The sequence below is a fragment of the Pseudoalteromonas sp. L23 genome, assembly GCF_021728455.1.
Classification (GTDB): Bacteria; Pseudomonadota; Gammaproteobacteria; order Enterobacterales; family Alteromonadaceae; genus Pseudoalteromonas.
Genome location: NZ_JAKKCW010000010.1, coordinates 79,887 through 92,547 on the forward strand (window position 1 = coordinate 79,887; position 12,661 = coordinate 92,547).

8 protein-coding genes are annotated in these 12,661 nt (G+C 42.2%); all 8 read right to left on the bottom strand.

Translation table 11 applies throughout. The features are described 5' to 3' along the window. Positions 1-32: 32 nt before the first annotated feature. A complete protein-coding gene (locus L3V43_RS16430) occupies positions 33-1,976 on the bottom strand; it encodes a Hint domain-containing protein (RefSeq protein ID WP_237116999.1) in 1,944 nt (647 codons plus the stop codon). Between the two features lie 10 nt (positions 1,977-1,986). Further along, positions 1,987-5,664, bottom strand: coding sequence for a PKD domain-containing protein (locus tag L3V43_RS16435; RefSeq protein WP_102058523.1), 3,678 nt, complete (start codon positions 5,662-5,664; stop codon positions 1,987-1,989). 508 nt (positions 5,665-6,172) lie between these two features. Then, entirely contained in the window at positions 6,173-6,709 is a 537-nt protein-coding gene (locus L3V43_RS16440; RefSeq protein WP_102058524.1) for a hypothetical protein, read from the bottom strand. A gap of 696 nt (positions 6,710-7,405) precedes the next feature. Beyond that, positions 7,406-8,641 (bottom strand): ABC transporter permease, encoded by a 1,236-nt coding sequence (locus L3V43_RS16445; protein ID WP_237116998.1) that lies wholly within the window; start codon positions 8,639-8,641, stop codon positions 7,406-7,408. After that, complete coding sequence (locus L3V43_RS16450; RefSeq protein ID WP_237116997.1) at positions 8,641-9,831, bottom strand: HlyD family efflux transporter periplasmic adaptor subunit; 1,191 nt, start codon at positions 9,829-9,831, stop codon at positions 8,641-8,643. Before L3V43_RS16450 ends, L3V43_RS16445 begins: the two co-directional genes overlap by 1 nt. After that, positions 9,828-10,982 (bottom strand): HlyD family efflux transporter periplasmic adaptor subunit, encoded by a 1,155-nt coding sequence (locus L3V43_RS16455; RefSeq protein WP_237116996.1) that lies wholly within the window; start codon positions 10,980-10,982, stop codon positions 9,828-9,830. Before L3V43_RS16455 ends, L3V43_RS16450 begins: the two co-directional genes overlap by 4 nt. Continuing rightward, positions 10,972-11,922 (bottom strand): HlyD family efflux transporter periplasmic adaptor subunit, encoded by a 951-nt coding sequence (locus L3V43_RS16460; RefSeq protein WP_237116995.1) that lies wholly within the window; start codon positions 11,920-11,922, stop codon positions 10,972-10,974. The genes L3V43_RS16455 and L3V43_RS16460 overlap by 11 nt, the downstream gene beginning before the upstream one ends. After that, complete coding sequence (locus L3V43_RS16465) at positions 11,904-12,590, bottom strand: ABC transporter ATP-binding protein (RefSeq protein ID WP_010607436.1); 687 nt, start codon at positions 12,588-12,590, stop codon at positions 11,904-11,906. Before L3V43_RS16465 ends, L3V43_RS16460 begins: the two co-directional genes overlap by 19 nt. Between the last annotated feature and the right edge of the window lie 71 nt (positions 12,591-12,661).

The following is a 12,661-nucleotide window of genomic DNA, read 5'->3' on the forward strand; positions in this document are numbered from 1 at the left end:
GGCCCCTCAATAGGAGAGGCCAGATGCAGCGATTAGTTCAGGCTGTTGATGTAGTCTGTTTTCCACTTTTCAGGAAGACGTTGAAGAATCTCTTCTTCTGACATGCGTAAGTCCTGATCTTTGTAGTTGAACTCATCTTGTGTAGCAAGATCGCCTACCGCCATACCATTGGCAAACATGGCAAAATTACGAGACTCAGCTAGTTTAGAATCTGCTGTTGGAGCAAGTTTTAGGTTATAAATCTTGTCGCGATACTTCTCTTTGGTCACGCTAGTAACCAGCACTGACCCATCCTCAGTTAAGATACGGTCACCAACTTTTAGTTCTTTCGCCCAAATAATTCCTTTATTTGACGTTGAAATTGGGTGAGTTTCAGTAGTTAAGATATCAGAGCCATCGGCGCCTTTTACGCGATACATCTTGATAGCTTCAATCCCAACCGACACATCAATAACTTGCATTGGTTCTTTAACTTGGGTATTCGAAGCAATTGCACCTAATACCAAATCGCCTTTCGCAATGTCTTCAATAGCAAGTTGTTTTCCATCGGCCATGGTGATCATTGTGCCCGTTGCTAGACAGCTGTACCCTAGCTTCATCATAGGCAATACTTCACTATAGAAGTTACCAAAACGTGTTGATGTTTCTGAGGTTAGTGAAACTTGGAATGCAACGGCGCCACCACGTCCTTTCTTAAAGTACGGATAACCTTTCACAGCAAAGGTCATATACCAGTTTGCTTCAGCGATATTAGAGAACAGTTTAGCATTACCAAAACGTCCTTCTGAACGTGGAATATTCCAGCGAATAATCGACTCTTGGTTTACTGTATCAACTTCAAACTCCAAGTAATCTGAAAATTGCTTAACGGCGTTTTCGAGTCCTTTGTAGCTTTGCTTTGTCGCGCCGCCATAGATACCTTCTTGTAGATAGATATTCGTTGGTTCATCTATACCGTTTGGTAAATCGCCCACAGTTGGATAGATTTCAGTGATCTCGTGAGGAACGCGTAATTCGCCATTGAATGGAATATTTACATCGGTAATTTCATTCGGTTCACGGTATTGATCTGCTGCGTAGTCACAGTCAGTGTGACTACGGTTTAAACAGATCTTAATAACAGCGTCGTTGTTCTTATCGATAGGCGCAGTCGCATTGTATTTCGGACGTGTATCCAATGATGAGCTGATCCCTACGCTAAGTGCAGAAGCCTCACCTTTTGCAACTGGTGAAGTAGAGCCATACAGCGCTTCAAAGTGTTCCCATGAGAATGGGTATTCAGTGTACTTCATCGTCGTGCTGATAGTGCCATCTTCTTGCTCAAGTTCAACGTATGAACTGGCGTAAATGGTATCTAGGTCGGGAAAGTTTGCTTTCAATGACTTTAGTGAAATAGTCGAAGTTGCAAGCGTGTCTTTACCATCTAATACATTAAATGTAGAACCTAAAGGCGCAAGCTGATTGCCGTTTGCATCTTCTAATAATAAGTCGATGTAGGTCGCTTTTGTGCCGCCAAAACGAGAGCTTTTCGCACGTACAATCAGGTATGGTTCATTAGTATCTGATGAAATGGCTAGGTTCATATCTAAGAAGAAATGCGCTTCTTTAATGATATCCACATCCGTTTCGCTAACAGGTGGTACTGCGGACGTTGTGATGTTCATTTTTGCTGATAAGTGCTGTCCTTTTGCTACGTCTAGTGTTTTGTGTAGCTGTGGGAATTCACTCTCAATACGATTTGCCTTCATTAATCGAGACTTTGCTAATTGATAGTGCTGCGGGTTGGACATATCGAGTTTACGGATCCCGAATTGATCCGGTTGAGTTACCGCGGTGCCTTGTATCGCTGCTGGTTCAGACTTTTGCTTCGATGCAGAGGTGGCTTGTTGATCAACACTGTTGCTAGCAGCTACTGCGTTACTGACTGCTAACGCGATTGCAAGCGGCATGAGCACCTTTTTGTTTAGTTTTTTCATGTTATTTTCCTTAATTCTTATAGATTTCTACAAGGTAGTCTTCAATTTCTCCGCTCCCCGAGGTTGCGGCACTGCTATAGTCAGAGCAAGGATCGATACTGTTTACTCTGCTAAATCCGTAATACTGCAAAATTCTCATACGAGTCGTCGTGACAGGTTGTGACAACTTATTACTTGGAATGCTAAATTCACCTTCAACATAACCTTTGCCGTAGTCTTGGTTAGTTTGGTCGAAGTCCATTACTAAAAGTTCTGATTTGTTGTTTCTCCAGTCACCATCACCAAATTGACCATCATTGTTTAAATCAATCCAAATATGATAATTTTCAGCGAATGTTTCTGTGCCAGCATAGCCAGCTTCAATACGATAGGTATTATTCTGTGTGGCATAGAGTTTGATTGGATTGTTAGGATTAACAACACCAGACTGCTGCGCATTGCTAAACGGACCATCTTGATTGAAAGTCACACTGCTGATGTGTTCATAATCAGTGATACCTACAGCTGTGCAGTATTCAACGGGCTGAGTGGCCTTTAGTTCTAACACCATATTCTTGGTACCAGTGACTCGTTCTCCTCGATCATGCCACCAAGGTTTGTCATAACTGATAGTCAAGCTTGCGGTATAGGTTCCAGCTGCTTGATAGGTATGAACTGTATCTTGGCCGAAACTATCATTCTGATTGTGCGTTGATCCGTCTCCGAAATCCCATACTAAAGTGACATTAGGATTCCAAGCGGCATTGTCAGGTTTTGCGGTGGTGTTATTAAAGCTGACCTTAAACGTACCGTCTGCTTGCTCGGCTACCGTGTAGCTCACTTCAGGAATAAAGCTTGTCTCGCCAATTTTTACCGTTTCACTGGCCGATTGTGTACCATCAACATGGTTAACTGTGAGTGTAATAGTGTATTCACCATCAGCTTGGTAGGTGTGCTGAGTGTCTCTTACCGAGGACGTGGCACCATCACCAAATTGCCACTGTATGGTGCTACCTTGAGGGATAACACTTTGGTTTGTGTCTACATAAACAGTGCTACCGGATTTACGAGGTGTGAATCTTGCGGTGATAGTTGTGTTAAACTGAACCTGTTTGTTCCAATTTCCTATGACTTTGTTGAATCTGTCATATGCTTTTAGCTCGACCGTATAGCTTCCAGCTTGCGCATATTGATGAGTAGGCGATTTTTTACTACTGGTTGAGCCATCTCCAAATTCCCATTTCCAACGTTTAACACGTGCATCAACCGTGTTGTTATCAAAACTCATTTGATTAACACCTTGGTTGGCGGTGATTCTCAAATCAACAGGGTCATTGTTTTCAGTGAGTTTAACTGTGTAGTCTTCGACTTCGCCCCAGGACATATCTCCGCATGCAGACTTCACTAAACCAAATGACACCATAGTACGAAGGCGATAGCTTTGATTTAACTCACCACTCAATGAGATGTCGCCAGCCAATTGCGTCTTACTGCTTCCAAAGAGTACAAGTTCCTCAGTCTTATGGAATAAGCCATCGTTGTCTTTATCTAACCAAACATAAAAATTCTTTGTTTTGTCTTGAGTATCTGGGTGTGGCGCTGCGGTCAGCGTTACATTGAGTGCTTTACCGTCTTTTACTTCGACGACATCATATGAGTAATCACTGTAATTGCTTGAGGTGGAATCATTTTTGTAACTATTTAACGAAACTGATGATAGGTAATATTTACTGTGATTGATGCCTTGTGCCGGACAATAGTCATCAAATACTTCAATGGGTAGTACAAATGTATCGGACTGGCCAGAAGGTGCGATGGCGGTCAGCTCAACGTTGTATTTGCCTGCGGTAGTGAAATTATGTTTGGGCTCAAAGGCGCTGTTTTGTGCACTTCCATCACCAAAGTTCCACTGCCATTGCCAGCCTTCGCTATTACTCGCCGAGACTTGCTGGCCATCACTACGGGTTAAGTTTTTAAAGTCAAAAGCTAAGAATTGGCGATCAAAACCAAGTTCGCTCTCAAGTCCACGGTCTACCTTTAAACTTATACCGACTTGTGCAAATGCCTTACGTACGTGGTTTTGTAATTCAGTGGCTTGCCAGTTACTACCATCTTGCTTTGTAACCCCATCTTGAGTCAGCTGATCAGTCACTGTGTGGGTTTGTCGCATTACACAATCTGCACCAGTAAGATAAGTACTATTGCTGGTCCAGCAATTTTTATTTGCGTTAGCAAATAGAATGAAGGAGTATTTTGTATTCCAAGGAGAGGGGTCACTATCTAAGTCAGCAGTAGTAAGATAGTAAAAAGCTTTGTTAAACACCCCAGCGCCATGGTGGGAAGTGACTGAGTCGTCATAGTCATCAACATGATCGATTGAGTTTCCATCTAGCGTCGGAGTTTCAAAATAACGTAGAGCATCATCTAGGCGGAATGTTTCGTGATTGCTTTTCCAGTCATTCGATCCAGAGTAAAAAAATTCAGCTGCCTCACCAGCCATATCGGAAAACGCTTCGTTGATAGCACGAGCTTGACCTGTCAACATTGACTTTGGTGTACTTGAGCCATACTCCTCAGTAAAACCATGGGCGATTTCATGGGCGACAACATCTAAGGAAACCATAGGGTAAAAGAGGTAGTCCCCATCACCAAAATAGACCTCGCCGTTTTCATAAAATGCCTGATCCATATTCAGACCATAATGGACATTCTGAATTATCTTTTTATTATAGTAGGGCTTATGTCCCAGATATGCTTCGAACATTAAACTCGTTGTTTGTCCGTGATGATGGGCATCATTCAAAGCAGAGCGAGCTCCGTGATATTCTTTATAATCATTACGAGTTGAATCTGAGCAGTTATAGCTATAAGGCGTATTAACTTGCGCTGTGCCGTGATTGTAGTTTCTGGTCTCAACGTTCTTTGCATCAAATAAGCAGCTAGTTTGCTGAGCATCGGTTTCCATTGCGACGACAAAGGTCTTTGGTGGGTAGGAAACATAATCAGCTTGTTGGTAATCTGGACGTGCAATCTTGTCATTGCCAGATGGACCGCTTCCACCTTCATACACAACCCGCTGCAATACATCGGATTGGTTGATAAGCTCGTTTGTTGTTAAATCGACAAAGGAGATGATCCTTTGAGGCTTAAAAGGAGCAGAGTTAAAATCGGTGAAAAAGGTAAGTTTAGCTGCATGTCGAGCTTTACCGCGATCATCTATATAAATAACTTCTTCTGTTGATTTACGTCGAAAAACTCTAGGGCGTTCACTGGCAAATTGCGAGATGATTGAATCTAATGCTGCGTTAAGTTGGTCATCAGACGCTGGAGTTAGTGCAGGTAAATCTTTAGCAACGTCTACAATGAGATCGCCATAAACTTGCTCAACTACGCCATTTTCGTCCGTAAGCACAACAAGGTCGTGATTCCAGATAGGTATATTTTGGTATTTTTGAGTTATGGTATGGCTTTGCCTAGTTTGATCTACTTGGCTTTGATGAAATGTAAGTGTGTGACCTGTGTATTGCGCAGCAAATGTTTTAAGCGCGAGTAGATAGTTTTGATTAGAATCATCACCAAATGTGGATTGTTTTTGTTGTAAAGTAGACGCAATTTTCTGCGTGTCATTGAATAAAGAGACGCGTTCAGCGCCGTGACAATACATACTTATCGCAGATGCTAAAACGCACAGAGACTTTAACCCTTGCATGTTAACTCCATAATTATTTTGAAGATTCCTTCCCACTAAAACGCAACTACTCAGTACATGAGATAAAAGAGCGAATGAGTGCGGCTGATTATTAGTGCTATTACTTTGAGCACAAACTCTAAGGTAATAAAGAATTTCAAATAAATAAATAACAAAAAATAAACAAAATTATAACTTTATGTTTTCGCAGGGAATTTAGGGAGCGATTTTGTTTTTTGTTATTTTTATCTAACTAATTATTATTATTGAATAAATCTAAATTCTTTGGGGCCTGAGAAAAACGTAAGAAAAGCTCACACGCTAGAGGAAGTAATCATCATTTTGTAATTTAAAGTAAATTTAAATGCTGGTGGGGTTACTGGGTGTTTCTTTATTGGGAATTTTTGCGCACTATTGATGAAATAAAAAGGATAAGAAGTGTTGTTTTAGGTTGCTTGATTAAAGAGGAAATTGCTCTGGTAAAAAGTACCTAGTGACTTTGCAAAAGCTAGGTACTTTTTGTGATTTTTTATTGGACGGTTACATTGATGTAGTTAGTTACAAAGGGCACTATTTCTATGGTTCCGGTCGCATAGACTTTTTTACCCACATCTTCACCTTTTATCTTTATATAGTATTGGCCGGCTGGAATAACAATGTCAGCGTAATGGCGTGTGCCAAAGTGAATAGTATCGCCTTTGACCAACCAGCCCTCTGGTGAAACTTCGTATAGATAGCCTTCGCACCTTATTTTGCCAATTCGCGGATGTTTGCATTCATTAAACTTAAGTCTAGTTTTACCACTTGGGTTTTTTGCCGTTTTTACAAACGCCAATGAGCCATAGTCTCGAGCCGTTTTCGTTGCTTGATGAGGCCATATGTCTTCTTTTTCGACTGAGTAATCGTTACTAGAGCCACTACCGGTTGCTGAAACAACGGTACCTGAACTGCCAAAAATACCATTAATAGCACCGTCTACACCGTCATTCACGACACGGTTGATATCATTACTTTTACAAGCAGTGAGTGAGGCGAGAGAAAGCGCGATAAGCGTTACTTTTTTCATTATTTGTCCTTGAAGTTCCATTCTCAGCAGCATTTTAACTGTGTTAGCTATTTTTCAAAGCTTAATTAAATATTTAATGATTTATTAAGCAGTAAAACAACACAAGTCATACGAGCATTCTTTGCTCAAATAATGCTTCCTGTTATTTTTGAGTTAAATCGGATAAAAGTTTACCTTGTGGCGAAAAAAAGTCCAATAAAAAGCGTGCTAGTTAACCTGAATTCGGGATAAGAAGTAAGTTAAACCACTAAAACCACTAAGTTCAAAAGCGTAATATCACTCTAGCCAGAAGTTATTTCTTAATACAAGGCAAATTTGTGCGTCAATAGCTGGCCTATTGCAAGCAAATTTAACGCAGTAGTAAGGGATAACGTCTGCTAGAGAACAAGTTGTTATCCCGAGTTCTGGTTAGTTAATGACTTTGGTCACTGAGCTGTATGCGAAAAAGTATTTTAACCTGAGGTTTGGATAAGGAATGTTCCAACTCATTGTTGCTAAAGCACAACTTAGCTTTTTCCTTGTCTAGCCAGAGAGTTTTAGGGAAAACAAGGCGAATTTACGCACCAATAGCTGGCTATTGGAAGTGAATTCAACGCAGTTAGCGCTAAAACTGGCTGCTAGAAAGGCATTAGTTATCCGCAGCTCAGGTTATTTTAGTCTCAAAATAAAGGATGGCGTTAGTGCCTTCCTAATTGGTTAATCACTTTGTAAGGCTTCGATCGGGTCTAGCTTTGAAGCCTTGATTGCAGGATATACACCAAATGTTAAGCCAACTAAGGCACAAATACTAAAAGAAAGAATAATAGCACTCAGAGACCAAGAAACCGCCCAGTTTGAATAAAATGCAATTATCTCTGAAAGTAAAATACCAAACACCACGCCTAATAGCCCTCCGAGTATCGAGATGGTAAAACTCTCTGTAATAAACTGAACTTGAATATTTTTCCGAGTCGCACCGATTGCGCGTAATAAGCCGATTTCTTTGGTCCGTTCAAGTACGGTTGCAAGCATGATATTCATAATCCCAATACCGCCAACAAGGAGTGATATACCTGCTACGCAAGACATCACCATATTAAAAATGGCTTGTGTTTGTTTTTGCTGAGCAAGAAGCGCTGCGGGAATGGTCAACCTATAGTCATCAATATCGCTATGACGATTGGTTAGAATGTTAGTGATAGCTTGAGATGCCAAAATTGGACTCTGAGATTTGTCGATAGCGAGTTTTAGTTCGGTAACTTCTGGTTCAAGTAATCCCTTATTGAAGCGATGAATTGCGGTCGTTAGCGGAACAAAAATACGGCTTTGCTCGCCTCCTAATGCAACGCCTTGAAACTCCTTTTTGTTCAGGTGCGGCGCTTGCAAAATGCCAACAACCTCAAACCATAAATGGTTAATTTTTACTTGTTGGCCAACAGCGCTCCCGAGGGGAAATAGCGTTTTTGCAGTATTGGCGCCGAGTAACGCAACCTGCCTATATTCTTTGCTATCTTCAGTATTTAGCAGGCGACCAGCAGCGAGTTCATAATGCGCAAGGCTAAAATAGTTTGCTGTGACGCCCGCGGCTTCCCCTTCAAAACTGCCGAATTCGCTAAATATCTGGTAGGTATCTACTAGCCGTTCAGCTGAAAAATCACTAACAAAGGGCAGGGCGTCGACAATCACTTGGCCGTCTAATAGATTAAGACCTTGCGAGTGTTTTCGTTGTTCTTTTAGGTCATTCTCTTCAATGTTTTTAGCGCTGACAATAACATTATTGATCCCCATAGAATCGATCATCTTAAGCGCTTCTCGTTCAGCACCTTCACCGATGTTCAACATAGCAATAACAGCACCCACACCGAAAATCATCCCAAGTAAGGTCAATAGGGTTCTGAGCTTATGTTGCTTTAATTGCACAATAGCGTCGGTAAATAAATCCAAATATTTCATTACAGTTCCTTATTCGCGACAAGTGCAATTTGTTGCTTGGGCGATAAACCAGAAAGTACTTCAGTATGGCTTAGGTTGCTTTGGCCTAATTCCACTTTTACGCGTTTAAACTGACTACCGTCTTTAACTTGAACAAAAAACGCATTGTTATCATTAATCACGCTGTGTTTAGGTACGAGTAACGCTTCTTTATTTTCTTGGACAAATAACGTAGCAAGCACCTTATTACCAGGTTTAAAGTAGGCTGGAGTTTCATCAAGGCTCGCTATGACCTCGTAGTATTTTTGTGGATCTCCACGACGAATAGATTGTGGGTAAGGTGACACTTTGGTGACTCTACCATCAAAGCGCTCATCGCTATTGGAGAGCAGGGTAAACGCAACCTTTTGGCCAATCGCAAGGCCAAGCGCTTCTTTTTCATGAACGAAAAGCTTAGCTTGCAGGGATGAAATATCTGGTAACCCCCCGATCTTTTGCCCAGGCCATAGTGCTTGACCTGATTTGGGCTTCTCTCCACGCCAATCGGCACTGAGGGTAAGTAAGCCATCATGTGGCGCGATGACCTCAAGACCTTCTAAGTTTGCGTTGTACATCGCAATTTTGCTTTCATGCTGCTTTGACTGCAATTTTAACAGTTCCATTTCTCCAAGAGCTGAAGATGAAAACTGCTCTGTCTGCCAGCCAAAATAAGCCTCTTTTGCATTGAGATACTCAACATTTTGCATTTGATCTAAAATGTCGAGCTTTGAGCGGATCCGTTCATCGTCAACTGAAAAGGTTTCGGCAAAGTGTTTCTCTTCACTAACGATAACCTTGTCGCTATCCAAATGGGACTTTCTCGTGGTTAAATCACTATCGGTGACCGTAATATCTTGCGCGACTTTGCCTTTGTCGAACTCACTAAAGCGTTTTCGTCTTTCTAATTGGCTGCCATCGAATCGTGCGATAACATCGCCTTTTTTCACCTGAGTGTACTCTGGCATGATCCATGCGAGCGTCTGAGCCCCTCTTGCTGAGGTTGGGGCGGATATGACGGTTTCACTTGCGGCTTCCAATTCGCCTTCTGCATCCACAGTAATCGAAAATGGCTTCGACTCTACGGTATATAGTAGTTGCGCTGGCTGCTCAGGTGCTTCTTGGCAGCCAAGTAACCATAGTGGGACAATGACTGCGAGTAATGTTTTTTTCATAGCTTTACCTCCGCGCCTTGACTAATACCAGAAGAAATCACGGCAAGCGTCGGTGTGGTATAAGAGACAGTGACCTCTTTCTCTCCGCTATTTGTGCTTACATGTACTTTACCCGCGCTTTGTTTTAACGCGTTTAATGGCACGGTCAAGGCGTTATCGAGTTGTGCTGTCACTATCTCTATACGAGCACTCAAGCCTGGCCGCAGCTTTTCGGGATCGACTTTGTCCAGCTCTATAATAGCATCAACAATGCGGCTTTTATCTTGATACGACTTTTCTCTAAAGGCCTTTCCTATTTCAACGAGTGTTCCGCCGATAACATAGCCGTCGGCGCTGTCTATGGTAACTTTGACCTTTTGCCCCAATTTGATCCGTCCAAAATCGGCTTCTTTAATTTGTGCTTTTACTTGCATTTGTTCAATAACTGATAGCTCAACAACAGGTTGACCAAATTGCATGGATTCACCAACACTGGGTTTTTCTCCTTCCCTATTTGCTCGATATGCAACTAACCCATCCATTGGCGCTTTTACTTGTAAACGCGCTATGTCACGTTTTAGTTCTTTCACTTCAGCATCCATTCGTGCAACCTTACTTCTTGCCATTTGGATACTCAGTTCTTTGTTGTTTAGATGAAAAGCGAGTTTACCGCGGGCAAGTTCTAAATCATTGGTTGCAATGGTGAAGTCGATTTGCGCTTTTTTACGATCATTGTCTGAGCGTGAGTTATCTATGATCTCTGCGCGTCGTTTTGCCTTATCAAAGTTCATTTGCGCTTCAGCGAGTGCGAGTTTGTATTCTTCTTCTTGCTTCCCGACTTGAGCTTGTTTATTTTCCAGTTCTTTTTGCGCTTGGCTTAGCTTCGAATTGTATTCCATCAAGCGATCTCTAACGGTTTGATCGTCAAATGAAACAACAATTTGGCCTTTTTGAACCGTGGTATTTTCAGGCATTAGCTGTTTTATTTTGTATTGCCACATACGCTTGATTGAAGGAGGGGCTATCAACGCTCGGCTTTTTGATTCTAATTCACCATTCGCTTCTACTGTGATAGTGATTGGCTGTGCATTAACGATATGTATATCGCTGGGGGCCTGACTACAGCCTAGTAAATATAGTGGAATGATGACTGCCAGTAACTTAACTTTCATTTTTCTCTCCTGGCAAAGTTATGCTTCCGCTCATGCCCGGTAATAGTGGCAAATCGGTGTTGAATGTGAACTTAGCTCGGTAATACATGCCTTGGCCCCAGTCTTGGCGCTTTTCAGGTTGTGTTGATAGCTCGGTGAGCGTACCTGGCGTTGGTGATGAGCGAAAGGCGTCAAATTTTAAATCGGCGGTTTGACCTTCCTTAATACCAATAGCATCTACTTCATGGATCCAGGCTTCTAGATACAGACCCGCTGTAGAAGGGATTTCTGCTACTTTCCAACCCGGTTGTACTGTTGCGCCAGCAAACAACTTGTTGCCATTCCAAGGGTGATCCGTATACAGAATTGGGCCGCTGTTACTAGCCGTTAGACTCATTTTATCGAGCTGCTCTTGGTTGTGCGTGAGGCTTGCTTCTAGACGCTTTATCTCTAGTCGCTGTTTCTGAGTATTTGCCTTTGCTTCAGTTTCTGCCTTGCCTAAACTTATTTCGGCTTTATGATTTTCGATAATCGCTTTTTCTAACGTCAGCTGGTGTTGCTCGTAGTCGTAGGTGCTGATATTGGCTTTTGGCACGCTAGCATCTATCTTGGCTCTTTCGACGAGCAAAATAGTTTTTTTCAACTGAAACTGAGCTTCGAGTATCTTTTGGGCGCCGTCTTGCTCAATTCGTTTGTACTCATCTTTTGCAGCATCAAGCGCCACTTTATCTTGGTCGATTGAGGTCGCGATAGAGCCAGAATCGTAGACGACAACAATATCCCCCTCGTTGGCAACTTCCCCTTCGGGCAGCATCCACTGAATTTGCGTTTTCCAAGAGTCGCTCATCGGTGCGTGAAAGACCTGAGTTTCACCTGCTTTAATAAGGCCTGAGACGATGATTGGTTTGGCAAAAGCCGGCAAAGAGGTGAGCAGGGCGATGCTTATGATGTAGTTGTGCATTGGCTATCCTCGACTTTTTCGCCATCTTTCATTCTGATGATACGCTCGGCATATGCTGCAATATCGTCCTCGTGTGTTACCATCACAATGGTATGGCCTTGCTGGTGTAGCTGGCATAGTAACTCCATGATTTCATGTGAGGTTTTACTATCTAAGTTACCAGTTGGTTCATCGGCAAAAATGACTTTTGGCTCATTAATGAGTGCCCGTGCAATGGCAACACGTTGGCGTTGTCCGCCAGACATTTCGAAGGGTTTATGATGTGCTCTGCTATCAAGACCTACTTTTTTTAGCATGGCAAGTCCGCGACTTTTTGCCTCTGATGGGGAAGTCTCTGTGTACCTTAGCGGTAAGATGACATTTTCCAGTGCGGTTAGGCGAGTAAGTAGATGGAATGTTTGAAAGATAAAGCCAATTTTTTGATTTCTAATTTGTGATAAGGCTTCATCTTCCACGGCCTGAATTTCTTGATTAGCAAGATAGTAAGAGCCGGAGGTCGGAGAGTCCAAGCAGCCAAGTATATTCATTAAAGTAGACTTCCCAGAGCCAGAAGACCCCATCACTGCGACAAATTCACCTTCCATTACTTCTAGAGAAACTGATTTTAGTGCATGCACTTGTGTCTCTCCGCTTCCGTATACTCGGCTTAAGTTTTCGACCCGAATCATTGTAGGTTATAATCCCTTGTTTTTTTATTATATTTTATTCATGGTTCAGAGGTGTTTAACCTTGTACCTAA

Excerpts from the sequence above, each read along its gene's own strand:
- L3V43_RS16430 (WP_237116999.1), bottom strand. The coding sequence starts at position 1,976 with ATGAAAAAACTAAACAAAAAGGTGCTCATGCCGCTTGCAATCGCGTTA.
- L3V43_RS16435 (WP_102058523.1), bottom strand. The coding sequence starts at position 5,664 with ATGCAAGGGTTAAAGTCTCTGTGCGTTTTAGCATCTGCGATAAGTATG.
- L3V43_RS16440 (WP_102058524.1), bottom strand. The coding sequence starts at position 6,709 with ATGAAAAAAGTAACGCTTATCGCGCTTTCTCTCGCCTCACTCACTGCT.
- L3V43_RS16445 (WP_237116998.1), bottom strand. The coding sequence starts at position 8,641 with ATGAAATATTTGGATTTATTTACCGACGCTATTGTGCAATTAAAGCAA.
- L3V43_RS16450 (WP_237116997.1), bottom strand. The coding sequence starts at position 9,831 with ATGAAAAAAACATTACTCGCAGTCATTGTCCCACTATGGTTACTTGGC.
- L3V43_RS16455 (WP_237116996.1), bottom strand. The coding sequence starts at position 10,982 with ATGAAAGTTAAGTTACTGGCAGTCATCATTCCACTATATTTACTAGGC.
- L3V43_RS16460 (WP_237116995.1), bottom strand. The coding sequence starts at position 11,922 with ATGCACAACTACATCATAAGCATCGCCCTGCTCACCTCTTTGCCGGCT.
- L3V43_RS16465 (WP_010607436.1), bottom strand. The coding sequence starts at position 12,590 with ATGATTCGGGTCGAAAACTTAAGCCGAGTATACGGAAGCGGAGAGACA.